The sequence below is a fragment of the Propioniciclava sp. LT432 genome, assembly GCF_059515965.1.
Map to the genome: position 1 here is coordinate 101245 of NZ_JCAKNE010000011.1, position 24255 is coordinate 125499.

22 protein-coding genes are annotated in these 24255 nt (G+C 71.2%); 12 read left to right on the forward strand and 10 right to left on the reverse strand.

Translation table 11 applies throughout. From position 1 onward, the window contains the following. Nucleotides 1-24: 24 nt before the first annotated feature. From AC5YDV_RS07775 to AC5YDV_RS07795, 5 genes are all read right to left on the reverse strand, one after another. On the reverse strand, nt 25-1392 hold the full coding sequence (locus AC5YDV_RS07775; RefSeq protein ID WP_496182644.1) for an FAD-binding oxidoreductase: 1368 nt from the start codon (nt 1390-1392) through the stop codon (nt 25-27). A gap of 149 nt (nt 1393-1541) precedes the next feature. Next, nucleotides 1542-2036 carry a YciE/YciF ferroxidase family protein gene (locus AC5YDV_RS07780; RefSeq protein ID WP_496182645.1) on the reverse strand — a complete coding sequence of 165 codons (495 nt, stop codon included), beginning with the start codon at nt 2034-2036 and terminating at the stop codon, nt 1542-1544. A gap of 270 nt (nt 2037-2306) precedes the next feature. After that, on the reverse strand, nt 2307-5096 hold the full coding sequence (locus tag AC5YDV_RS07785) for a response regulator (protein WP_496182646.1): 2790 nt from the start codon (nt 5094-5096) through the stop codon (nt 2307-2309). Nucleotides 5097-5263: 167 nt separating this feature from the next. Further along, nucleotides 5264-5950 (reverse strand): YceI family protein, encoded by a 687-nt coding sequence (locus AC5YDV_RS07790; protein ID WP_496182647.1) that lies wholly within the window; start codon nt 5948-5950, stop codon nt 5264-5266. Nucleotides 5951-6134: 184 nt separating this feature from the next. Then, nucleotides 6135-6743, reverse strand: coding sequence for a cytidylate kinase-like family protein (locus AC5YDV_RS07795; RefSeq protein ID WP_496182648.1), 609 nt, complete (start codon nt 6741-6743; stop codon nt 6135-6137). A 116-nt stretch (nt 6744-6859) separates the two neighbouring features. On the opposite strand from AC5YDV_RS07795, the gene AC5YDV_RS07800 reads away from it, so the two are divergent. The 3 genes from AC5YDV_RS07800 to AC5YDV_RS07810 are packed head-to-tail and all read left to right on the forward strand — an operon-like array spanning nt 6860 to nt 11118. Then, nucleotides 6860-8152, forward strand: coding sequence for an MFS transporter (locus AC5YDV_RS07800; protein ID WP_496182649.1), 1293 nt, complete (start codon nt 6860-6862; stop codon nt 8150-8152). Next, on the forward strand, nt 8149-9177 hold the full coding sequence (locus AC5YDV_RS07805; RefSeq protein ID WP_496182650.1) for a lactonase family protein: 1029 nt from the start codon (nt 8149-8151) through the stop codon (nt 9175-9177). The genes AC5YDV_RS07800 and AC5YDV_RS07805 overlap by 4 nt, the downstream gene beginning before the upstream one ends. 21 nt (nt 9178-9198) lie before the next feature. Continuing rightward, nucleotides 9199-11118, forward strand: a complete 1920-nt coding sequence (locus AC5YDV_RS07810; RefSeq protein WP_496182651.1) for a DEAD/DEAH box helicase — start codon at nt 9199-9201, stop codon at nt 11116-11118. A 183-nt stretch (nt 11119-11301) separates the two neighbouring features. Here AC5YDV_RS07810 and AC5YDV_RS07815 read toward each other — a convergent pair whose 3' ends face one another. The 4 genes from AC5YDV_RS07815 to AC5YDV_RS07830 form a co-directional block, all read right to left on the reverse strand. After that, nucleotides 11302-11964 carry an NUDIX hydrolase gene (locus AC5YDV_RS07815; protein ID WP_496182652.1) on the reverse strand — a complete coding sequence of 221 codons (663 nt, stop codon included), beginning with the start codon at nt 11962-11964 and terminating at the stop codon, nt 11302-11304. Nucleotides 11965-12115: 151 nt separating this feature from the next. After that, the gene (locus AC5YDV_RS07820; protein WP_496182653.1) at nt 12116-13432 is read right to left on the reverse strand and encodes a TRAP transporter large permease; all 1317 of its coding nucleotides are present in this window, start codon (nt 13430-13432) and stop codon (nt 12116-12118) included. Further along, a complete protein-coding gene (locus tag AC5YDV_RS07825) occupies nt 13433-14062 on the reverse strand; it encodes a TRAP transporter small permease (protein ID WP_496182654.1) in 630 nt (209 codons plus the stop codon). 94 nt (nt 14063-14156) lie between these two features. Then, the gene (locus tag AC5YDV_RS07830; RefSeq protein WP_496182655.1) at nt 14157-15194 is read right to left on the reverse strand and encodes a TRAP transporter substrate-binding protein; all 1038 of its coding nucleotides are present in this window, start codon (nt 15192-15194) and stop codon (nt 14157-14159) included. Between the two features lie 415 nt (nt 15195-15609). On the opposite strand from AC5YDV_RS07830, the gene AC5YDV_RS07835 reads away from it, so the two are divergent. From AC5YDV_RS07835 to AC5YDV_RS07875, 9 genes are read left to right on the forward strand one after another with little or no spacing between them, the layout of a single operon-like run. Further along, nucleotides 15610-16236 (forward strand): SAF domain-containing protein, encoded by a 627-nt coding sequence (locus AC5YDV_RS07835; protein WP_496182656.1) that lies wholly within the window; start codon nt 15610-15612, stop codon nt 16234-16236. Further along, the gene (locus AC5YDV_RS07840) at nt 16233-17012 is read left to right on the forward strand and encodes a hypothetical protein (protein WP_496182657.1); all 780 of its coding nucleotides are present in this window, start codon (nt 16233-16235) and stop codon (nt 17010-17012) included. The genes AC5YDV_RS07835 and AC5YDV_RS07840 overlap by 4 nt, the downstream gene beginning before the upstream one ends. An 11-nt stretch (nt 17013-17023) precedes the next feature. Continuing rightward, nucleotides 17024-18439, forward strand: coding sequence for a TadA family conjugal transfer-associated ATPase (locus AC5YDV_RS07845; RefSeq protein WP_496182658.1), 1416 nt, complete (start codon nt 17024-17026; stop codon nt 18437-18439). Next, entirely contained in the window at nt 18436-19296 is an 861-nt protein-coding gene (locus tag AC5YDV_RS07850; protein ID WP_496182659.1) for a type II secretion system F family protein, read from the forward strand. Before AC5YDV_RS07845 ends, AC5YDV_RS07850 begins: the two co-directional genes overlap by 4 nt. Continuing rightward, on the forward strand, nt 19293-20183 hold the full coding sequence (locus AC5YDV_RS07855) for a type II secretion system F family protein (protein WP_496182660.1): 891 nt from the start codon (nt 19293-19295) through the stop codon (nt 20181-20183). Before AC5YDV_RS07850 ends, AC5YDV_RS07855 begins: the two co-directional genes overlap by 4 nt. Nucleotides 20184-20216: 33 nt before the next feature. Next, nucleotides 20217-20468: a hypothetical protein gene (locus AC5YDV_RS07860; protein ID WP_496182661.1), complete on the forward strand. Its 252-nt coding sequence runs from the start codon at nt 20217-20219 to the stop codon at nt 20466-20468. Then, nucleotides 20465-20854 carry a TadE family protein gene (locus AC5YDV_RS07865; RefSeq protein ID WP_496182662.1) on the forward strand — a complete coding sequence of 130 codons (390 nt, stop codon included), beginning with the start codon at nt 20465-20467 and terminating at the stop codon, nt 20852-20854. The genes AC5YDV_RS07860 and AC5YDV_RS07865 overlap by 4 nt, the downstream gene beginning before the upstream one ends. After that, nucleotides 20851-21285 carry a TadE/TadG family type IV pilus assembly protein gene (locus AC5YDV_RS07870; protein ID WP_496182663.1) on the forward strand — a complete coding sequence of 145 codons (435 nt, stop codon included), beginning with the start codon at nt 20851-20853 and terminating at the stop codon, nt 21283-21285. Before AC5YDV_RS07865 ends, AC5YDV_RS07870 begins: the two co-directional genes overlap by 4 nt. After that, on the forward strand, nt 21285-24059 hold the full coding sequence (locus tag AC5YDV_RS07875) for a LysM peptidoglycan-binding domain-containing protein (RefSeq protein WP_496182664.1): 2775 nt from the start codon (nt 21285-21287) through the stop codon (nt 24057-24059). Before AC5YDV_RS07870 ends, AC5YDV_RS07875 begins: the two co-directional genes overlap by 1 nt. A gap of 34 nt (nt 24060-24093) precedes the next feature. On the opposite strand, the gene AC5YDV_RS07880 is transcribed toward AC5YDV_RS07875, so the two are convergent. Then, nucleotides 24094-24255, reverse strand: a complete 162-nt coding sequence (locus AC5YDV_RS07880) for a hypothetical protein (RefSeq protein WP_496182665.1) — start codon at nt 24253-24255, stop codon at nt 24094-24096.

Genomic DNA, 24255 nt, shown 5'->3' on the forward strand with positions numbered 1-24255 from the left:
ACCACGCGTCCACCGGCTCTCGCGCTACCGGGCGAGCCGGGAGCGGAAGAGGTTGTCCGGGTCGTACCGCCGCTTGATGGCGGCCAGTCTCTCGTAGTTGGCGCCGTGGGCGTGGCGGACGGCGTCCGGGTCGGTGAGGTCGTCGAAGTTGAGGTAGGTGCCCGGCCGCGCGAACGGGGCGAGGGCGTCCGCGGTTCCGCGCGCCCAGGACCGGTTGGCCTCGTCGTCGGACGGGTCGTCCCAGTTGGCCTCGATCCCGATCATGAAGTGGGCCGACCGGTTGGTGATCGGCGTCGCGTCGTCGGCGATGTGCGCGATGGCGCCACCGTTGATCCAGATGTCCAACGAGGTCAGGGGGGAGGGGCGGGAGGCGGCCCGGTCGACGAGCACCGCCGCCGAGTCCTCGTCGAGGTCGGTGAGGTGGGCCGACTTCCAGTGGTAGCGGCGACCCCGCGGGTAGTCCTCGTCGAAGAAGCGCTGGGCGTCGACCCAGGGCACCGTCGCGCTCAGGTCGGTCAGCACCGTCCCGAGGTCGCGCAGCGGGGCGCACGCGCGCTCGCCCTCGGCGGGGTCGCCGATCCAGGGCCCGGCGATACCGACGAACGGCCTGCCCCAGAGCGCCGCGTCGAAGGGCTCGGCGTGCGGGAACGTCCAGCACACCGCGATCGCGCCGAACTCGTGCGGCGCGCCCTGCGCGAAGTCGCGCAGGTTGAGCAGCACGTCGACCCCCTCCTCCAGCGGGAAGGTCAGGAAGGGCAGGTGGACGTCCGGCCCGACCGGGTGGGCGTCGAACTCCAGCGCGGTGACGACCCCCAGGTCCCAGCCGCCGCCGCGGAGCGCCCAGAACAGGGCGGGATGCTCGTGGGCGTCCACGTGCAGGAGTTGGCCGTCGGCCAGCACGATGTCTGCGCTGACGACGTTGTCGCAGCTCAGCCCGTGCTTGCGGCGCATCCAGCCGTAGCCGCCCGCCAGCGTGAGACCGGCCACGCCCGTCTCGGAGACCACCCCCAGCGGGACCGCGAGCCCGTGCGGCTGCGTCGCGGCGTCCACGTCCCCGAGCGTTGCCCCGCCGGCAACGCGGACGCGCCGGGCGTCGGCGTCCACCTCGACGGCGTTCATGCGGGCCACGTCGATGACCATCCCGCCGTCGAGCACCGAGGACCCGGCGACGTGGTGCCCGCCGCTGCGCACCGAGACACCGAGGTCGTTCTGCCGGGCGTAGGAGAGGGCCGCGGTCACGTCGTCGGTTCCCTCGCAGTGCACGACGACCGCGGGTCGCTTGTCGATCGTGCCGTTCCAGACTCGTCTCGCAGCCTCGTAGGCGTCATCGTCCGGGCTCGTCACAGTGCCCCGGAGGGTGGCGGCCAGCTGCAGCAGGCTCGCTCCGCTCATGGCCCATGATCACACGCGCGTCGGCCGTCCAACAGGGGCAGGCCGGGCCCGCTCACCCCGTTCCTGACCCGGGACGTGAAACGCGGGGCTGGGGCGTGCTGCCCCAACCCCGCGTCGCCGTCACGCCCGGTGACTCAACGCCGGTCCGCTCAGGCCCGGGCAGCCCGAGCGTTGGCCTCGGCGTCCGCGATCTTGGTGAGCAGTTCGTCGGTGCGGGACTCCTCCTCCAGGCTCTCGGTGAGCAGGTCGTACCCGTCCGACAGGCCGAGCATCTTCGCCCACCGGCGCAGGGTGCCGTAGCGGGTGATCTCGTAGTGCTCGACGGCCTGCGCGGACGAGATGAGGCCCGCGTCGGCAGCCGACGTGCCCTCGTACTCGGCCAGGACGCTGTCACCCTCCTTGAGGATGCCGTCGATCGCCTCGCACCGCTTGGACGTCGGCTTGCGGTCGATCAACGCGAAGACCTTCTCGAGGCGCTGGATCTGTCCCTCGGTCTCGGTGAGGTGCTGCTCGAACGCCGCCTTGAGCTCGTCGGAGGACGCCGACTGGGCGAGCTTCGGCAACGTCTTGAGGATGTGGTTCTCGGCGTAGTGGATGTCCCGCAGGGTGTCGAAGAACAGGTTGTCCAGTCCCTTGTCAGCCATGACTCTCCTTCTCCGGGCCCCGGCTGCGCCGGCGACCCTGGTCCGTCGTGTGCCCGAGCAGTACCCACCCCGGCCGCACCCATGCGTCCGGCCACTCCAGAGGGACGCCCGGGCGCTCCGCAAGCGGTCGGGGCGCGCCTCCCGGCACGCCCCGACCCTCGCCCACTGTTGGACGCCTGGTGACCCGGGCTTCACGGGTCGGCTCGGGGAGTCGGCAGGAAAAGGCTCTCCCCTCCCTACCCGTTCTGGGCCATTCGATTCGCGGCGAGGTCAGGCCTCTTGCGGATCCGTTCCGGTCTCCAGGACCCGGGTGGCCAGCTCCCGCAACTTGATGTTGCGATTCTGGGACGCCGCGCTGAGCCGGTTGAAGGCTTCCGCGGGGGTGATCCGGTGCCGTTCGACGAGGACCCCGACCGCCTGGCCGACGAACCGGTGGCTCTCGATGGCCCGCTGGAGGTTCTCCTCCCGGCGCGCGAAGTCCTCGGCGGCCAGCAGCCTGTCCACGGCGATGTCCAGAGCACGGGCCAGCAGGTCCCCCACGATGAGTTCGTCGGGCGGCACCACGCGCGTGACCGGGAACTGCACCCACGTGCGGCACCGGACGTGCGTGGTGGCCTCGTGCTCGATGACGAGGCCGGCCATGGGCGTGCCGGTGGTCGGCTGGTCGGCCTCGCCCGCCAGCGCGCGCAGGGCCGTGGGGTCGAGTTCGGCCAGGGGCAGGGCGCCCTCGTCGGTGAACACCGTCTCGGCGAGTTCCCGGCGGCCCTTCGACCCGGGAGCGGGCAGCACCCGCAGCTGGGCACGTCCGTCGAACAGGATGCCGAAGCCGCGCACGGCGTCCGCGAGCAGCCGGTCGAGGTCGTCGGCGTCGGTGAAGCTGGCGACGATCCGGCTCGCAGCCTCTCGACGCTCGCGGGAGTCGTGCTCGCGCGTGACGTCGGTCAAGGACTTGATGAAGGCGGTGCGGCCCAGTTCCGGGCTGGTCACGAACACGCCCCAGAAGGACGCCCAGACGGTGCGGCCGTCCCGTCGGTGCAGCTTGTACTCGCCGGTCATGGGGCGACCCTCGGCGAGGCCGTCGTGGGCGGCGGCGATGCGTTCGTACGCCTCGGGATCCACCAGCGGGTCGGGCCACCACGGGTAGGGCGGCCGCAGCGGGCCGTCGGCGAGCGACCAGCCCAGGAACGCCGTGAACCGCTCGTTGACCTCGGTCACCAGGCCGTCGGGGTCCGAGATGAGCAGGGCGGTGTGCAGTGAACCCATGACCGCGCGCCGCCACGAGGCGTCCGAGGACCGTGCCAGCGCCAGTGCGGCCGTGGAGTTGACGCGCGAGCGCAGCTCGCTGACCGAGAACGGCTTCTGGATGTAGTCGTCGGCGCCGCCGTCAATGGCGTCGGTGACGACACCCTGACCCGCGCGGGCACTCAGCAGCAGCACCGGCACGAGCCTGAGCTCGGGGTCCTGGCGGATGGCGCGGGTCAGCTCCAGGCCGTCCATCGCGGGCATCATGACGTCGGAGAGGATGACGTGCGGACGCCAGGCGCGGGCGGCCGACAGTGCCTCCTCGCCGTCCGCCGCCGCCCGGATGTCGAAGTCGTCGGCCAGCACCTCGGTGAGGTAGGCGCGGAGGTCGGCGTTGTCCTCGACCACCAGCAGCTTGAGGCGGCGTCCGGCCTGCTGGGGCGGCGCGCCGCCGTCGGTGGCCGGGTCGGTTGCTGAGACGTCGTCCAAGCCCCGCCAGGAGCTCATCTCCGTCAGGAACGAGTCCGCGTCACGCCGGGTGACCGAGCGGACGCCGGTGCCCAGGTCCGTCACCGTGGTGGGGGAGTCGTAGGGGAGGTCGAGGGTGAACGTGCTGCCCTTGCCGACTCGCGAGTCCACGCTCACGCGCCCCCCGAGCAGGTCGGCGAGCTGGGACACCATCGCCAGGCCGATCCCGGCGCCCTCCTTGCTGCGCGCCAGCGGGTGCGGCGGCAACTGCACGAAGCGGGCGAAGATGAGCTGCTGGTCGGCGGCGCGGATGCCGACCCCCGTGTCGGTGATCGCGAGCCGGAACCGGTCCCCGGCGTCCACCAGCCGCAGGGTGATCCCTCCCTCGGGGGTGTACTTCACGGCGTTGGCGAGCAGGTTGAGCACCATGCGCTCGTACATGTCCCGGTCGATGCGCGCGGTGCGGGGCAGGGCCGGGACGTCCGAGACGAACGTCAGCTCCGCCTGCTCGATGACCGGGGCGAACGAGTCGGCCAGCGCTCGGGTCAGGGCGCTGACGTCCACGTCGGCCAGTTGCGGGCCGATCCGGCCGGCCTCCATGCGGCTGAAGTCGAGCATGGCGTCCACCATGCGGGTGAGCCGGGCCACGTTGTGCTGCGCGAGCCGAAGACGCTGCCCGACTCGCTCCGGCAGGTCGGGCTCGAGCAGGGCGTCGTGGACGGGTGCGGAGATGAGTGACAGCGGCGTCCGCAACTCATGGCTGATGTTGGCGAGGAACGCCGACTTGGCGGCGTCCAGCTGCGAGAGCAGCCGACTGCGCAGCCGCTCGCCGGCCAACTCCTGCAGGCCGGTCAGGACGGCGGACAGCTGGGCGACCAGCACCGTGACGTAGCCCCGCCACGCGCGGTCGGAGGCCGGCTCGACCGGCCCCTGGACGACGAGCACCGTCGACGGCTGGTCCGGCGCCACCTCCGCGAGCGGGAAGGCGAGCAGCAACTCGGAGCCCGCGTCACCCGGCGCGGCGAACAGGCGCTCCTGCCGCTGGCCACAGCCCGCCACCTCGCGGGCCAGCGCCAGGGCCCCCGCCGCCGAGTCGGCCTCGAACGTCCCGGCGACCGCGGTGACGCGGACTTCGCCGGTGCCGGCTCCGGCGACGAGGTAGAAGCCCAGGGCGGGCAGGTCCGCGGTGTTGCCGGACAGGATCTCCACAGCCTGACGCATGACGTCATCGGGGGAGTCCAGGGAGCGCAGTTCGTCGATCAGCCGGATCAAGGTGTCGAGTCGCCGCTCGGCGTCCACGACCGCCCCGCCGTCGTTGCTGGGTGCAGCACCCACGCCAACCTCGCTCATGTGCTTCCTTCCGGCCGCTCCGCCGCCATGAGACTACGCCACGCTCACGGCGTGGCGGGCAGCATTTTCAGCGTCACGAGGGGCACCTCGCGCGGGGCCCGGAATGCACAAGGGCCAGACTCCGTCGGGGGTGACACCCCCGCGGAATCTGGCCCTGATGAGTCAGGTCAGCGGTTGCTGCCGGCGAAGAGGTTCTTGAACCAGCCGACGACACCCTTCGACTCGGACGCCGCGGGCGCGGCCGGGGCGACGGGCTCGGCGACCGGGGCGTCGGTGGACTCGGCGACCGGCTCAGCGACGACCTCGGCGTCCGCCTGCTTGATGGCGGACACCTCGAAGACGAGGGTCACGTTCTCGGAGACGAGCACGCCGCCGGTCTCCAGGGCGGCGTTCCAGACCAGTCCGAAGTCCTTGCGGTTGACGTCCACCTTGCCGGTCAGCCCGACGCGCTGGTTGCCGAAGGGGTCGAGGGCGGCGCCCTCGTACTCGAAGTCGATGACGACCGGCAAGGTGGCGTCCTTGATGGTCAGGTCGCCGGCGACGCGCAGGGTCTCGGCGTCGGGCGCGGTGACCTCGGTGGAGGTGAAGCGGATCGTCGGGTAGGTCTCGACGTCGAAGAAGTCGCCGGAGCGCAGGTGGCCGTCGCGGTCGGCGCTCTTGGTGTCGACCGAGGCGGCCTGGATGGTCACGTCGATGCGAGCGCCGGCGAGGTTCGCGCCGGTGGTGGCGGTGCCCTCGAACTCCTTGAAGGCGCCGCGGACCTTGGTCACCATCGCGTGGCGGGCCGTGAAGCCGATCTCGGTGTGCGAGGGGTCGATGGTGTAGGTGCCGTTCAGCTCGTTGAGCGTGCTCATGGGGGTCTCCTTGTGAATGGGGCGAACCCTGCCGGGCCCACCAATTGCTTGATGCGTCAACTAAGTTACGGCACTCCTGTTGAACTGTCAACTACGCGTGCGAGGGATTGCGCCCGGAATGCACGAAGTCCCGCCCGGCGTGACGGACGTTCGGTGTGGGGGTGTGAGTCCACCGATCAAGGAGTCAGTGGCCACGGCCCGTCTTGAGGCGGTAAGCGTCCAGGATCAGCCGGACGGCCATGTCCAGCGGCAGGCGGCCAGTGTTCACCACGAGGTCGAAGTGGTCGTTGTGGCGCGGATCCCAGTTGAACAGGCGCTGGCTCATCGCGGCGCGGGCGGAATCCTCGCGCCCCTGGCGGGCGCGCGCGTGCGCCAGGTCGATGCCCGCCTCCGCCGCGCCCCGCGCGATGCGCTGCTCCAGCGGGCCGTCCAACTTCACGTGCAGGGCCTGGGGCTCGTCGGCGAGGATCACCGTCGCGTTGCGCCCCAGCACCACACCGCCGTCCGTCACCTGGGCCCGCAGCTCGCGGACCGCGTCCTCGGCGTCCAGCATGTCGAGTTGGCCGGAGAAGACGCCCACGTCCGAGGACGCCGCGGTGCGGCCCAGCGTCGTGAGGACGCGGGAGAGGAAGGAGTCCTCCTGGGGGCCGCGGCCCTCGGCGATCTCGAGGTCCTCCGACGAGTAGACCTGCGAGATCCACGGCACACCCAGCTCGGCCGCGAGCGCCGGACCGACCACGCCGGCTCCCGAGCCGTACGTCTCGAAAATTGTCACCACGGGCTTGCTCGACATGACTACCTCCCCACCGGACCTGTCGTCAGGCTAAGGCCTCGCCGACCCGCTGCAACAGGAATGGCAACAAATGCCACGGTGGGGTGTGGTGAGCACGCATGGCTTAGAACAGGGGCATGGACCAACCGACCCCGCCCGAACGGCTCAGCCCCCGGCACGGGATGATCGTGGCGGGCGGTGCGTGCATGATGACGGCCGGCACGTTCGTGTTCCTGAGCGCGTCCATCCTCAATCCGCCCCTGGCGCGCCACTTGGGCGTCGGCCTGTCCGAGGTGATGATCTACAACTCGATGATGGGCATCGCCGGCGTGTTGGCGATGTCGTTCCTCGCCCCGTGGCTCTACCGGGCGATCGGGGTCCGGTCCGCGATCGTCGGGGGTGGGGTCGCGACGGCCCTGAGCGTCGCGGCCGTGGTGCTGGTGCCCAACACGGCCGTCCTGGCCGCCTTGGGCTTCCTGTCCGGCCTCGTCTTCGGCCTGTGCACCACCATGGGGGCCTCCATCCTCATCAACACCTGGTTCGAGGCTCGGCGCGGGACGATGATGGGCGCGGTCTTCGCCAGCGGTGGTCTGGGCGGGATCGCGGCCGGGTTGGTGCTCCCGCCGCTGGTCGAGAGGTCGGGCTGGCAAGCCGGGTTCCTGCTGTTGGCCGTGGTGCTGGTGGCGCTGGTGGTGGTCCCGGGCCTCGTCCTCATCCGCTCGCATCCCGACCGGGTGGGACTCCGCGCGCTCGGTGCGGCGGAGCGCCCGCCGGGCGCGGCCGCCGTGGTCCTGCCGGGCGTCCCGGCCGCGCGCGCGTTCCGGACGCCCCAGTTCGTGGTGCTGGCGTCCGCCATCGTGTTGGTGGGTGTCGTCCAGGCTGTCCAGTCGCACTTCGCCCCGGTCATGGTGGAACGCGGCGTCGACCTCACCGTCGGCGGCGCGCTGCTGTCGCTGATGGCGGCGACCAGCGTGGTCAGCAACATCGCGGTCGGCACCCTGAACGACCGCCGGGGCACCCTGAGCGCGGTGCTGTTCACCCTCGCCTGCCAGGCACTGGCCATGGCCGGGTACGCCGTCGCCCAGGGGTTCGTGCCCCTCGCGGGCGCCACCGTGGTCTTCGCCTTCTCGGTCGCGTTCGGGGGTGTGCTGGTCCCGATCCTGGTGTCGCTGGTGTTCGGGATGCGCGACTACGCGGCGCTGCTGGGCCCGACGATGGCCATGCTGAGCGGCGGTGTCGCCATCGGCACCCCCCTGTGGGGCGTCGTGGTCGACCTGACGGGCAGCTACACGCTCGCGCTGGTCAGCGCGATCGTCCTGTCGATCGCCGCGGCGGGGTTGATCACCTGGGCGTTGAGGAGCGCGCCGGCCCTGCGCTCGCGGATCGAGAGGGAGCTCGGCGAAACCGGGGCCCCTACGATGACCGTATGACTGAGACGACGTTGGTCCTTGTCGGCAACGCCAAGGCGGGCACGGTGTCCGTCCTGCGCCGGACCGGTGGCTCGCTCGAACCGCTGGCTGACACCGTCATCGGGGTCGGCGCCGGCACCTTCGCCGTGGACGCCACCCGCTCGCTGGTCCACTGCGCCACCAAGGAGCCGGAACCCGCGGTGGTCACGCTCCGTCTCGACCGTGCCTCCGGCACGCTCACCGAGGTCGGACGCCGAGCCGCGGCCGACCCGTTGGCCTACCTGTCCCTGACCCGCGACGGCTCCGTCCTGCTCGGCGCCTCCTACCACGGCGGCTGGGGAGCCACCTGGCGGGTGACGGACGGTGTGGTCGGCGACGAGGTGTCGCGCATCGAGTACGCCAACCTGCACTGCGTCGTGCCCGACTCGGCCGGGCGCCACGCCTACTGGGTGTCCCTGGGTGAGGACCTCGTCGCGCAGACCGCCGTCGACGACCACGCCGTCCTGACCCCCCTGGACCCGCCCACCGTCGCCGCGCCCGAGGGATCCGGACCGCGACACCTGGTCCTGTCGGCCAGCGAGGAGTCGGCCTACCTGATCACCGAATTCAGCGGCGAGGTCGTCCGCCTCGAGCGTGACCCCGCGTCCGGAACGCTGGCCATGGCGGAGTCCGTCTCCATCGTCGACCCGGACGCCGGCCTTCGGCACAGCCGGTTCGGGGCGGAGCCCTTGGCGGAGCACCTCATCTGGGGAGCGGACGTGCACCTGGCCGGGTTCGGGGCGTACCTGCTCGCCACCGAGCGGTCGGCCAGCACGATCGCCGTCGTGAAGCTGGAGCCCGAGGGCCTGCTGGGAGGCGTCGTCGGGCTCGTTCCGACCGAGCAACAGCCGCGCGGGTTCGCCGTCGCACCCGATGGACGCCACGTCGTCGTCGCGGGCGAGGGCTCCGGTGCGGTCACGTTGTACGAGGTGTCGGAGGACGGTGACCTCACCGAACGTGACCGTCACCAGACCGGTGCTGGGGCCAACTGGGTGCGTTTCGTCTGACAGGGGCACTAACGTGGGGGCGTGAGTGAAGAAGAAGTGGGCGCCCCGGACGTGACCGACGCCGACGGTGGGGTCACCGAGTCGAGCACAGTTGAGGTCCGAGGCGCTGAGCAGGAGGCCCCAGCGGTGGAGACCTCCGCGGAGGAGGCCCCTGAGCAGGAGGCCCCTGAGCAAGAGGCGGGGCCCGAGACGCCCGCCGGCCCCACGTTCGCCGACCTCGGGTTGGACGACCGCATCCTGAAGGCCCTCCGCGAGTTGGGCTATGAGCGTCCGAGCCCCATTCAGGCCGAGACGATCCCGGCGCTGCTGGCCGGCCACGACGTCGTCGGCCTGGCCCAGACCGGCACCGGCAAGACGGCAGCGTTCGCGCTGCCGATCCTCGAGCGGCTCGCGCCGCGCGCGAAGCACGTCCAGGCGCTGGTGCTCGCTCCCACCCGTGAGTTGGCGCTGCAGGTGGCCGAGGCGTTCGAGACCTACGCGGCCCACCTGCGCGTGAGCCTGCTGCCCGTGTACGGCGGCCAGGGCTACGGCGTCCAGTTGTCGGCGTTGGCGCGCGGGGTGGACGTCGTCGTGGGCACGCCCGGCCGCATCATGGACCACCTCGACCGCGGCACGCTCGACCTCTCCCAGCTCAGGTTCCTGGTGCTCGACGAGGCCGACGAGATGCTCAACATGGGCTTCGCCGAGGACGTCGAGAAGATCCTCGCCGACACCCCCGACGACAAGCAGGTCGCGCTGTTCTCGGCGACCATGCCGCACTCGATCCGCAAGCTGGCCCAGACGTACCTCAAGGATGCCGTCGAGGTGCAGGTGAAGGGCCGGACGTCGACCGCCGCCAACGTCAAGCACCGCTACATGATCGCGTCCTACCAGCAGAAGCTGGACGCCCTCACCCGCGTGCTCGAGGTGGAGAACTTCGACGGCATGATCGTCTTCGTCCGGACGAAGAACGAGACCGAGACCGTCGCCGAGAAGCTCCGCGCCCGCGGCTTCAGCGCCGCCGCCATCAACGGCGACCTCCCGCAGGCGGCCCGCGAGCGGACGATCAACCAGCTCAAGAGCGGAAAGCTCGACATCCTCGTGGCCACGGACGTCGCGGCGCGTGGCCTCGATGTGGAGCGGCTCTCCCACGTCGTCAACTACGACATCCCGACCGACACCGAGAGCTATGTCCACCGCATCGGCCGCACCGGCCGAGCCGGACGCTCGGGCGACGCCATCTCCTTCGTCACCCCGCGTGAGCGACACCTGCTGCGTTCCATCGAGCGCGCCACGGGCCAGGAACTCGCGCACATGCCACTCCCGACAGCCGATGACATCAACGCGACCCGCCTGTCGCGCTTCGACGAGGGCATCACCGCGGCGCTGGCCGAGCCCGAGAAGATCGACTTCTTCCGCGACGTGGTGGCGCACTACGTCCAGGAGTACGACGTCCCGGAGGTCGACGTGGCCGCGGCGCTGGCCGCAGTCCTGCAGGGCGACGAGCCGATGCTGCTCGAGCCCGAGAAGGAGCCCCGCGGGGAGAGGTTCCGCGAGGAGCGTCCGTCCCGCCGTCGTGACGACGAGGGCCCGCGCGACGGATCCTCCCGCGACCGGCGTCCGCGCCCCAGCGGCGGCCTCGTGCCCTGGCGCGTCGCTGTCGGACGCCGGCAGCGCATCACCCCGCGCCAGATCGTCGGTGCCCTCGCCAACGAGGGTGGCCTGTCCAGCGACCAGATGGGTCGCATCAACATCCGTCCGGACCACTCGATCATCGAGCTGCCCGCCGACCTGCCCCGCGACGTGCTGGACCGCCTGTCCCGCACGCGGATCTCGGGTCAGCTCGTCAACCTGCGTCCGGACGAGGGTTCCCAGTTCCAGCGTGAGCGTCCGCGTCGCGACGACAGGGGGAGCCGCGACTACGACGAGAAGAAGTTCAAGAAGCCGCGCAACAAGGGCTGACACTGGGAAGGGCCTGCGACGTAGCGCCATCTGGACCACATCAGGTTCGTGTCGGCGAGTAAGCCCGAGGCATCACCCCTGGTGGCAGCGATTCGGGATGTCCGCGAGGCAACGCGATGTGGTCCAGATGGCGCTACGTCGAAAGGCTCCCGGGGTGACCTGCCCGCCCGGCCGTCAGGAGCGTCACAGGTGGGCACCCACCCCGTCCATCTCGGCGTGCGTGGCCTGCCACTCCCAGAGGGTGCCGGGGCGTCCTCGTCCGGTGACGAGGCGCTTCTGGCTGATGCCGAGCCCTCGCACCGACGCCAGGCGGCGGTTCAGGTTGCCGCGGTCGGGGGCGGTGCCGGTCAGGGACCGCGTGATGGCCACGGCCGCCGCCACCGGGAACGCGGGACCGGTCAGTGCCCGGGTGAACCCCAGGTCGCGCCAGAGGTGGTCGACCAGCAGCGGGCGGCACTCCTCGACCATCTCGTTGTGGTCGAACGCCAAGGGCGGAACCTCGTCGGGGGCGAACCACTTGACGTAGTCGGGGGCCTTCCCCGGATCCTCCGCCACCGCCCACATGACGACCGACAGGGTCTGGCCGCGCGGGTCGCGGTGGGGCTCGTCGAAGACGGTGAGCTGGCCGAGGGCGCGGACGCCGAGGTCCAGCTTGGTGCGGACGGCGCGTTCGGCTGCCCCCGCGAGGCGTTCGCCCTCCCAGAGCGTCACACCGGGCAGGGCCAGTTGGTTGATGAAGGGCTCGATGATGCGTTCCGACACGCCGAGTTCCACCTGGCGAGCGTCGTGGTTGTAACGGAGCGTGATCACGTCGACCGAGACGTTCGAGGTTGGTTTCCGATCCATGTGCTGTGTTCCTTGTGAGACGTCTTTGTCCTGATTTCCTCACACCCTACCCCCGTTTTTTGTCTCGGGGACAAGATTCGGTGGACGTCGCAGCATGCACAGCGGGGGCGTCCTGGTGGACGCCCCCGCTGCCGTCGGGTGATGGTCGGGGTCAGCCGCGCATGAGCCCCATGGTGGTGGGGAGCCACGTGGACAGGACGGGGACGAACACCACGATGAACAGGCCGGCCATCAGGGCCCAGAAGAAGGGCCACAGCTTGCCGATGAGGGCCTCGATCCGGACGTTCGCGACCCTCGCCGCCACGAACAGGTTGTTGCCGATCGGCGGGGACACGTTGCCCAGGCACATGTTGTAGACCATCATCGTGCCGAAGTGGATCGGGTTGACGCCCAGGGCCGTGACGACCGGCAGGAAGATCGGCGTGAAGATCAGGATGGCCGGTGTCGGGTCCATCACGGTGCCGGCCAGCAGCAGGACGACCATGATGATCAGCAGGACGACGACCGTGTTGTCACTGAAGCCGAGCAGCCCCGTGGAGACGAGCTGGGGGATGCGGGCGAACGCCAGGACGAAGCCGAGGATGCCCGACATGCCGATGAGCAGCATGATGATGCCGGTGACCTTGGCGGCCTCGAGGATGATGCCCGGAACGGACTTCAGCGGCAGGGTCCGCTGGATGAGGCCCAGGAGGAACGAGTAGAGCACCGCGATGACGGCGGACTCGGTGGCGGTGAACCAGCCGGCCAGGATGCCGCCGATGACGATGAAGATCATCGCCAGTGCCGGGAGGGCCTTCAGGAAGACCAGGAGGGCCTGGCCGACGGTCGGACGCTGGCGGGTCGACTTGAGTTCGGGGTGCTTCCGGGCGTACAGCGCGACCATGAGGACGCAGACCAGCACCCAGACGAGACCCGGGCCGACGCCGGCCATGAACAGCGCACCGATGGACGTGCCGGACACCAGCGCGTACACGATGAACGTGTTGGACGGCGGGATCAGCATGCCGGAGGGGGACGACATGCCGTTGACCATGGCGGCCCAGGAAGGGTCGTAGCCCTCCTTCCGCATGGTCGGCGTGAGGACGGTGCCCACGGCGGCGGCCGAGGCGACGGACGCGCCGGACACTGCGCCGAACATGGCGTTGGCGACGACGGTCGTCTGGGCCAGCGAGGCCGGCATCCGGCCGGCGAGCAGGAGTGCCAGGTCGATGAGTCTCTGGGCGATGCCGCCCGTGTTCATCAACCCGCCTGCCAGGACGAAGAAGGGGATGGCGAGCAGGGCGAACGAGTTGCTGCCCGCGACGACCTTCTGGGCCGACGTCAGGGCAGCGCCCTGGAAGTCGCCGAGGAGGATGTAGATGGCCACCAGGGAGGGCAGGCCCATCGAAATGGCGACCGGGACGCCGAGGGCGATGCCGATGGTCATGCCGGCGAGCAGCACGATGCTGGCGAGAATGACGGGATCCACCTAGATCGCCTCCTCGAACTCGTCGTTGACGGGGAAGGCCTGTTCAGCCCCGACCAGGACGCGGATGGCGCGCGCCAGCGAGTAGAAGATGATGATGAATCCGGCGACGGGCATGACCAGGTAGATCTGGCCGACGCTGAACGGGAGGGTCGCGATGTCCTGGTTCCAGGCGTTCTGGGCCACGAGCCAGCCGCCCATCACGAACACCGCCCCCATGAAGAAGATGATGGTCGCCTCGATGAGGGCGACCATGACCTTCTGAGCGCCCGGGCGGAACTTCTCCACGAGCATCTCGACGGCGATGTGGCCGCGCTCGGCGAAGACGTAGGCGGCGGAGAAGATGGCCAGCACGACGAAGGTGTAGCGCGCGGCCTCCTCGGTCCAGGGGGCCGAGTTGCCGAGGACCTGGCGGGTGAAGACCTGCCAGCTGACGATGAGGACCAGGGCGACGAAGAGCACGAGGGAGATGCCGGCGAGCACCTTGGCGATGATGGAGCTGATGAGGTCGAGGGCCTTGACGAGGGCGCTGCGATCCTCTGGGGCGACGGCGCGCGCGGCGGTCGATCCGCCGAAGGCCTCACCCACCTCGAGGGGCCGGTCCTCTGGACGTTCGTCCGGGTCGGTGTTCACGTGAATCCTCCGCTGTGAGTGGTGGGGAGTGGTGCGAACGTCCCGAAGGCCGCCGGTCGGTGAGACCGGCGGCCCGGGACATGCGGCGTGGCCGTTACGCGGCGGCCTTGATCTTGTCGTACATCGCCTTCTGGGCGTCCGTCGTCAGGAACTTGTCCTTGAGCGGGGCAAGAGCCGAGGCGTACGCGGCCTCGTCCACCTCGACGAACTGGGCGCCGCCGGCCTTGGCACCCTCGACGGCCTTGGTGGTGTTGGTCTTCCACAGGTCGGTGTGCTGCTTCCAGGCGGCCTCCCAGCCCTCGTCGAAGGCCTTCTGGTCGTCGGCCGACATCTTCTTGAGGGTGTTCGCGTTGATGATCACGAAGTCGGCACCGACGAGGTGACGGGAGTAGGAGTAGTACGGGGCGACCTCGAAGTGCTTCTGGGTGAAGTACGAGATCTCGTTGTTCTCGGCACCGTCGATGACGCCGGACTGCAGGCCGGTGTAGACCTCGGCGTACGCCATGGGCGTGGGGGAGCCCCCGAGCGCCTCGATCATGCTCAGGAAGACGGGGCTCTCCTGGACGCGGATCTTCTTGCCCTGGAGGTCGGCCGGGGTGTTGGCCGGAGCGTCCTTGGTGTACATGCTGCGGGCGCCCTGGGTCAGGCCGCCGAGGACGGTGATGTTGTTGGTGCTCTCGAGCGACTTGTAGACGTCGCCCACGATGGCATCGTCGGAGAGGACCTCCATCTGGTTGTCGATGTCCTCGAAGACCTTCGGCAGGGAGAAGATGACGAAGTCCTTGTTCAGGTTCTCCAGCTGCGGGGCCGAGACGACGGCCATGTCGATGACGCCGGTGCTGACCGACGACAGGTACTCGCCCTGGTCGCCGAGGGTCGAGTTCGGGAACACCTGGATGTTCCAGCGACCGTCGGTCTCCGTCTTCAGCTTCTCGCCGAAGGCGGTGAGGGCGATGTGGGTCGGGTGCGTCTCGGTCTGGTTGTGGGCGAGCTTCATGGTGACGGGGGCCGCGTTGGCGCCACCCGAGCCGGCGGTGTTGGCCGGCGCGGCGGTGCCGCCACCGCACGCGCTGAGGCCGAGGGCCGCCACCGCAGTGGCTGCGATGAGGGCGAGACGGGACTTGCTCCGCATGTTTTCTCCTTCGAGGGCACTGGTGCATCCGGCGGACGGTCAGGCCGGGAATCCCGGCTGCCGCGGACGAAGCAGTGCGCTGGCTTCCTTGCCTTCACGGTTTGTGTTGGGCTGGGAGGCGGCGGCGAGCCCCCTCCCGGTCAGCTCATTCTCAGGACGCGAGTGGAAGCGGGATCGAAGTTTCCACGAGTTGCCATGCCGGGACAGCCACTTGTGACCGCGCCGTGACCTTCTGACTTGGAACGATGGCGGACCCGGACCCCTGCATCTGGGTTGGCCGGGGCAGTACGGGCCGGGCCGGACACGTCCGGATCGCCGAGTTGTCCACAGCGCGTCGCGAGAAGAGGTGCATCGCGCCACGGAACCTGTTTAGGCTCAACGTGACTCACCCCCCAGAACCGAGGACCAGACCCCCATGGACACCCCAGTTCCGGACGCCCTGCGTCCACGCATCCGTACTCGGCGCAGCCCGCTGTGGCTCCTGGCCGGAGTGCTCGCCGTCTGCCTCGGTGGCCTCGCCTCGGCATTCGTCTTCCTGCAACTCGCCGCCGCCGAGCCGGTGCTGCGGGTCAATCGCACCGTCCATCGCGGTGAGGTCATCCAGGCCGCCGACCTGTCGGTGGTGTCGATCGGTTCCGGGGTGGACGTCCCGACCGTCCCCGACCGGCGCGCCGGCGATGTCATCGGTCAGGCGGCCGCCACCGACCTGCCCGGCGGGTCGCTCCTGGTCGATGGCTCCTGGGGAGCGGGCGGCGTCCCGCACGGGAGCGCGCGCGTGGGCGTCCGCCTGCCCGCCGGGCGTTATCCGTCCACCGACCTACGTCCCGGTACGGAGGTGCTGGTCGTCGCGCTGCCGGCCGCGGGCGCGGCCGAGGGGGAGCTCCCGGGCAGCGTGGCCGCGACGCTGGTGGATGCCCCGAGCAGCCAACCCGACGGCTCGTCGGTGTTCGCGGTCACCGTCCCGGAGGGTTCCGCCGAGCAGGTGGCCCGTCTCGCGGCGGTGGACCGGGTGGCCCTGGTGCAGACGGGCGGCGGACGATGAGCCTGCTCGTCCTGACCAGCGCGTCCGGAGCGCCGGGCGTCACCACCACGGCCCTCGGCCTGACGCTGTCCTGGCCGCGGGACGCGGTGCTGATGGACGCCGACCGTTCCGCCTCGCAGGCGGTCCTGGCCGGATACCTGGCCGGCCAGTCCATGTACGGCACCGGGATGCAGGGCCTGTTGCAGGCGCATCGGGAGCGACGCCCCCTCGACGCCGCGCTGGCAGCCCAGTGGCGTCCCCTGCCCGACCTGCCCCGCCGGGCGGATGAGCCGGCCCCGGGCGAGCGCCGTGTGGTGCCGGGCTTCACCCACCTGGGCTCCGTCGACCTGTTCGAGGGCGTCTGGCCGGGGCTCACCGAGGCCGTACGCCGAGCGCCGTTCGACGTGGTGGTGGACGCCGGGCGCACCGGTCATCGCGGGCTCCCCGCCTCCCTCGTGGGTGGGGCGGACGCCGTGGCGCTGGTGTGCCGGACGTCCCTGGTGTCGCTGGCGGGGCTCCGCCTGCACCTTGCGCCGCTGGTGGATGAGGGTGCACCGGGTCGTGTCGGCCTGATCCTGGTCGGGCCCGGGCGTCCGTACGGGGCGCGCGAGGTCGCGGAGCAGTTCGGGGTCCCGGTGCTGGCCGAGGTGGCGTGGGATCCGTCGGCCGCCGCCGAGCTTGCCGAGGGCGCCCCGGTCGGACGGCGCTGGGTGCGCACGGCGTTGGCCCGTTCCTACGCCCGGGCGGCATCGGTCCTGTCCGAGAGCCTGCGCGCGGGCGCCCTGGTGGCGTCGTGAGCAGCGGGACGATGAAGCGGTTGGCGGACATCCCCCTGCTCGCCGGGGAGCCGGCGGACTGGGCCGTGGGCACCGAGGAACTCCGTCGCGCGGCGGTGCCCCTCCGCGGTGACGACGCCGTCGACTGGGGGCTGATCGTCGTGCTGCGTCGCCGCGCGTCCGACCAGGTGACGCGCGAGACGGAGGCGCACGCCGAGCGTGCGGGCACCCCGATGCCGGACGCCGATCGCCGCCTGCTCGCGCGTTCGATCATCGCTCGCGTCGTCCGCGCGCACGCCGAGGAGCGGATCCAGCTCGGTGAGCTGTGGACGGTGGAGCGCGAGAACACGTACGCCCTGGCGCTCGAGGACGCCATCTTCGGCTACGGCCGTCTCCAGCCCTTGTTCGAGCTGCCGGACGTGGAGAACATCGAGATCCACGGGTACGACTCGGTCGTCGTCCAGTACGGGGACGGCCATCGCGAGCAGTTGCCGCCCGTGGCCGATTCGGACGAGGAGTTGGTCGAGGCGATCCGGTTCCTCGGCGAGTCCGTCAACCCACCGCGTCCGTTCGACGACGCCCACCCCACCATGACCCTGGCGCTCGGCGACCGCCACCGCCTCCATGCCATCGGTTTCGGCTTGTCGTTCCGTCCTTCCATCGTCATCCGACACCACATCCTCACCACGATCGACCTGCCCGAACTGGTCGATCGCGGCATGATGCCGGACGACGTGGGGCGCCTGCTGCACGCGGCGGTGCTGAATCGCACCTCGATCGTGATCGCCGGCGACCAGGGTGCGGGCAAGACGACCCTGCTGCGCGCTCTCATCGCATCCATCGCTGAGAACGAGAGGTTCGGGACTCTGGAGACGGACTACGAGCTGTTGACCCACCTGCAGCCCGGTCGCCGGAACATCTTGGCACTCCAGGCGCGCGTGGGGCTCGGCGAGGTCGCGGACGGGCGGCACGTCGGCGAGTTCTCCGTCGCGCAGCTGATCCCCGAGGCACTGCGCCAGAACCTCGCCCGCCTGGTGATCGGGGAGGTCCGCGGGGTGGAGGCGGGCGCGATGTTCGAAGCCATGCAGTCCGGAGCGGGAACGTTGAGTACGACGCACTCCCACTCGGCCGCCTCGACGATGGACCGCCTGGCCGCGCGCGTCGCGCAGGGCGGCGTGCTCACGGTTGATGAGGCCTACCGGCAGATCGCGATGCACATCGGCCTGATCGTCCACGTGCACCTCCGCGACGAGACGTGGCGCGGCGGCGTCCGCACCAGGCAGGTGTCGCAGGTGATAGCGCTGACCGGTGCGATGGAGGGCAACCGTCCGGTCAGCCACCTCGTGTACCAGGCGGCGACGGAGGTCGAGCCGGAACGGTTCCAGCCCGAGGCGCGCATGATGGACGAGCTGAAGCCGTTCCTCGCGAGTTGGCGGGCGTCCCGATGAGCCTCTTGGCGGCCGTGCTGGCGGGGATGCTCCTGGCTGCAGGCCTGGTGATCCTGGCGGCGTCCGCTGCCGGCGTTCTCGTGGCCACACCGCGACGGTCCTCCACAGGCCTGTGGAGGAAGGCTGTGGACAACCTGCGCAGCGCGTCCGGCCGGTCGCGCCTGACGCTGGTCGGGGGCGTGGCCGGCGGCATCGCCGTCACCTTGTGGACGCAGTGGCCGATCATGTTGTTGGTGGTTCCGGCCGGGCTCTACGGCGTCCCCCACCTGCTCAGGGCGCCGCGGCAGGGCCAGGTCGAGTCGCTCCAGGCCCTCGACCGATGGGTGCGTGGGATGGCCGCGACGATGGCCACGGGGAAGTCGATCACCGACGCGCTCCGGCTCTCGGCCCGGACGCCACCTCCGTTGCTCGCCGACCACCTCGTCCTGCTGATCCGGCGACTGGACGACCGGTGGCCGGTGCCGCAGGCGCTGTTGGCCATGGCGGACGACCTCGACTCGGCCGACGCGGACGCCGTGCTGGCCAGCCTCGTCCTGGCGAGCCAGCGCGGCGGAGGCGGCGCCACGACGACCCTGTACGCCCTCGCGGACTCGATCCAGGAACGCCTCAAGGTGCTGCGGGAGGTGGAGGCGGAGCGGGCCAAGCCGCGCGTGGTGGTCAAGCAGGTGACCCTCATCACCCTGGTGCTCCTCACGGTGTCCCTGCTGTTCGCCCGCGACTTCTTCGCCCCGTACGGAACCCCGCTGGGCCAGGCGATCCTCGCCGGCCTCATCGTGGCCTACGTCGGGTCCCTGGTGATGCTCCGGCGGATGACGCTCCCGCGCGACCGCGAGCGGATCCTGAGGAGCGTGTCATGACCCCGTGGCTGCTGATCCTGCCGGGTGCCCTGGTGGGGCTCGGGCTGTGCCTGGTCGTGCTGGCCTTCCGTCCCCGCCACGCCCGGCTGGCGGACGCCCTGGGTGCGCTCGACCGGGACGTCCCGTCGGACGAGGAGGTGCTCGACGCGGCAGGAGCGAGGGGGCTGGAGCGTCTCGGTGCCTGGTGGATCCGGGGCCGTCAGGTCGTCGCCCGTCCGGAGCTGGAGCGCAACCTGCGGCTGCGGGGTCGCTCGCTGACCAGCCACTACACCCGGAAGGTGGTCCTGGCGGGTGTGGGCCTGCTCGCTCCGTTCCTCCTCGCCCTCGTCGCGTGGGTGGCCCTCGACGAGATCTCACCCCTCCCGGTGGTCGCCGGCCTCGGATTGGGGCTGGTGTGCTGGTTCGCGCCCGACGTCCTGCTGCGTGGTGCCAGCGCCGAGGCGACCGAGGATGCCACCGAGGCCCTGCTGACCTTCTTCGACCTCGTGACGCTCGAGCGCCTCGCCAACCAGTCGGGCACCCAGGCGTTGCATGCCGCCGCTGCGCTCTCCGACGTCCCGGTCTTCGCCTCGATCAGGGCGGCCCTGGACCGGTCGCGACTCCAGCAGAGGGCACCCTACGGAGACCTGAAGGAGCTGGGCCGCGACCTCGACCTCCCCGCGCTGCGTGACCTCGCGGACGTCATGAAGCTCGACGAGGCGGGCGCCTCCTTGTCGACGGCGTTGCGCGCACGCGTCCGCGAGTTGCGCGACGGCCACCTCAGCGCCATGAAGATGGCGGCCAACGAGATGTCCGAACGGATGACGACGTGGATGGTGATCCCCACGTTGGCGTTCGGGCTGTTCTTCCTCGCACCACCGCTGCTCACTCTCGTGACCGGCGGCTGACCACCCCCACCACCCACCCCAAGGAGAATCCCGATGACCACCCTGACCCTCGCTCAGCGCGCCCTCGTTCACCGCGCCCTCGGCACCGCCCTGACCTGGCGCGACCGCCTCCGCTCCACGCGACCCTCCACGCTGACGAAGCGTGACGAGCGAGGGCTCTCCCAATCCACCGAACAGGCCCTCCTCGTTGCGGGTGCTGTCGCCGTGGCCGGCACCATCGTGGGCGCTGTCGTCCTGTTCGTCGGGGCGCGTCTCGGCGCGGCCGGCCTGGCGGTCGGCGGATGACCGGCGGCGGCCGGCTGCCGACGAGGGACGCGCGCGGAATGTCGGGGTCGGTCGAGTGGGCACTCCTGGTGCCCGCCCTGCTGCTGTGCGTGCTCGGCGCCCTCCAGGTGGGCCTGTGGCTGCACGGCCGGACGGTCGCCTCACACGCCGCCGTCGTCGCCGCCGAGGAGGCGGCGCGTCTGGGGGTCGGCGAGGCGGACGCCCGCGCCCTGGGCGCCAGGATCGCCGCTGCCGGAGGCCTGACGGACCTTCAGGTGCACGTGGTCGTCGATGCCGACAACGCCCGGGCCACCGTGCGCGGTCGGATGCCGACCTTCCTCGACCTGGGCCAGACCCGGGTCACGCAGCAGGCAACCCGCCCCCGCGAGCTGGTGACCCGCCCATGACGAACCGCCGTCAGGAGCGCGGGCTGTCCGCCTCGGTCGAGATGGCCGTGCTCGTGCCGGCACTCCTCCTGGTCATCGGCCTGGTGATCGGGGGCGGCCGGGTCGCCCTGGCCCGCCTCGCCGTCCAGCAATGGGCGGACTCGGCCGCGCGCACCGCGACATTGGCCCGCGATGCCGCCGGTGCGACCGAGCGTGCGCGGGCGGTCGTCGCATCGGACGCCGCGGGCTCGACCATCCAGTGCAAAGGGAGTTGGGACCTGTCGGTCGACACGTCCGACTTCTCGTTGCCCGTGGGCCGGCCGGGTTCGGTGCACGTCACGGTCCACTGCGCCGTCCCGCTGGCAGACCTCCTGCTGCCGGGAGTGCCCGGCGCCCTGACCGTGGAGGGCCGGGCGTCCTCCACGCTCGACCGCTATCGAGGGAGAAGCTGATGCGTCGCGTCCTGGCCCTGTTCGCTCTGATCCTGCTGGCGGTCGTCCCCCCAGTCGCCCTGGTCGCCTGGGGGTTCACCGACTGGGGCGCGATCCACCTGTGGAGCCCCACGGACATCCGCGTGTTGCTCGCCGCGTTGACGGCGCTGGCCTGGGTCGCCTGGGTGACCTGGGCCGTCGCCCTCGTCGTCGAGGTGGTCCTCGTGGTGTCCGGACACCGGATCCGTGTCCCGACGCCGGGGCTGTCCGTGCCGCGGGCGCTGGCCGCGTCCTTGGTGGCGACCATCCTGGCGGCCGGGGCGACCTCCGCGCACGCGGCGCCCCTGCGGGCGGACGAACCCGCGTCTGTGCTGGCTGCCACCCGGTCGGACGCGACACCCACTCCCCGCCACGAGACGCAGGACGCACCCATCGACCGCCCCGCCCCCGGCCCGACCCACACCGTGGCGGCCGGTGACGACCTCTGGAGCCTGGCGGAGCGGTACCACGGCGAGGGGAGCCAGTGGCGCAACATCGTGGCCGCCAACCCGGCGTTGCAGGACGATCCCCTGCAGCGGCTGGTTCCCGGCTCCGTCCTGTCGATCCCCGACCCGGTCATCCTGGTCACCGTCCGCGACGGTGACACGTTGAGGGGGATCGCGGCGGAGCACCTGGGCGACGAGGCGCGCTGGCCGGAAGTCCATGCCCTCAACGCAGCACGGATCCCCGACCCGGACCTGATCCTGTCAGGGTGGGTCCTGAAGGTCCCGATGACGGCCCTGCCCGGTTCGGCTGTCCCGGCACCGGTCGCGGAGGTCGTGGCGCCGCCCGAGGCCGCAGCATCCGAGACCGAGGCCCCAGTTCTCGAGACCGAGGCCGATGCCACGGTCTCGCACGCCTCGCCCACGGAGCCCGAACAACGCCTGCTCGCGCCCGGAGCGGAAGCCGCGCCGACGGTCGGCCTGGTGGGCGGCATGACGGCGCTGTCCGCGGCCGCCGTCATCGGTGGCGTCGGGCTGCGGCGTCGGGTCCAGGCGCACCAGCGTCCGCTCGGACGGCGCTACGTGCAGCCCGGCGCCGACCTCGCCCGCTACGAGGCCGCCCTCACCCGGGTCGCCGAGCCGGCGGCTGATCGGTCCGCCCTGCTGGGGCGGGCCATGCGGCTCCTGTCCCGGCACTGGTGGGAGGGCGGCAAAACGCCCGGGCGGCTCGTCCATGCCAGCGTCGCCCCGGACGACCTGACCCTCACCTTCGAGGAGGCGAACCCTCCGGCCCCACCGGGATTCACCAGGCTCGGGGCGTCCCTCGTGATCGGGTGGTCCGCCCTGGCCGCGCTGGAGGACGTCGACCATCCCGTCGCCTTTCCCGCCCTGGTGACGCTGGGGGAGTCCGAGCCCGGTCACACCGTCCTGGTGGACGCGCTGGCCTCGGGCGTCCTCGGGATCCGCGATGACGGGGCGCAGGTTCGCGGAGAGGTGCTGTCCGCGATGCTCGTCGAGCTCGCGTGCTCGCCGTGGGCGGAGGAGGTGGGGCTCCTCGTGGTCACCGACAATCCCCACTTCGCCGAGTCGGCGGGTGAGGGCCGCATCTTCTGCGACGACGACGTGGAGGCCGGGATCGCCACGGTGGAACGCCTCGTGCGGGAGCGGGCCCGGTTCCTGGGGGAGCGGGAATGGGACGACCTCCGCCTCGACCCGGACCTGGCGGAGGCCTGGTCGGCCCAGCTCGTCCTGTTCGAGGTCGCGCCCGATGCGGCCCAGCTGGCTCGCTTGGAGGCGGCCATCGCCCAGCGCCCGTGTGGCGTGGCGGCCGTGGTGCCCGTCCCCTCGGAGGCCACCACGTCGGCGGACTGGGTCCTGACGCGGCGGGACGGGATGCCGCGACTGACCGGAGCCTCGCTCGACGTGGTGCCCCAGACCCTCCCCGCCCACGCCACGGACGCCTTCGCCGACCTCTACCGACTCGCCAACAATCCCACCACCACGCAGGCCCCCTGGTGGCGGGCTCCCCGAGAGGACGACGTGAACATCATCGCGCTGCGCCCCGTGGCGGTCCCGTTGCCCGAGGAAGCGACGGGCCCTCGGCTCAACCTCCTCGGGCCGGTCCAGCTGGTCGGGTGCGCCGGGCCCGAGCCCTCGCGGGCCGTCCGCCAGTGCATCGAGTACTGCGCGTGGCTCCACCTCCACCCCGGCAGCTCGCCGGCCCAAATGGTGAGCGCGCTCCTGGTCGCCGAGGGCACCCGGCGGTCCAACATGAGCCGCCTTCGCACATGGCTGGGCGCCCGTCCGGACGGTGGCCTGTACCTGCCGGACGCCTACTCGGGACGCATCACCCTCGAGGGCGTCTCCTCCGACTGGGAGGAGTTGTCCCTGCTGGTGGCCGGCGGTGTGAACCGGGCCCGCCCGGAACGGCTCATCGCCGCGCTCGAGTTGGTTCGGGGCGAGCCGCTGGCGGACGCCGCGCCGGGGCAGTGGGGCTGGGCGGAGGAGTTCCGGTCGGACGCCGCCGCCCTGGTCCGGGACATCGGCGTCGTGGCCACCCGGACGGCCCGCGAGCAGGGCGACCTGGAGACCGCCCGCTGGGCGGCGAACCGCGCCCTGTCCGCCATGCCGGACGACGAACTGCTGCTCGCCGAACGCATCCGCACCGAACACGCTGCCGGACGCTCCGATGAGGTCGCACGGCTTGTTGACCGCGTCATCCGGACGGCGCGGGGTCTCCGGCTCGACCTGTTCCCGGAGACGGTCGAACTGCTCCAGGACGTGATCGAGGGACGCCGTCGTGCGCGGGCGTGAGCCGTGGGCGTGAGCCGCAGGCGCGTGCCGATCCTCACATCGGCAGGGGGAGGACGAACGACACCACCAGGGCGCCGACCGTGGTCATCAGCAACGCCACGGCGATGATGATCGCGACCACGCGAACCGCCCGACTGTGGCGTGGCGCGGGGTCGAGTTCCTCACCCGGACGCGGTGTCAGTTCCGGGGGCAGCAC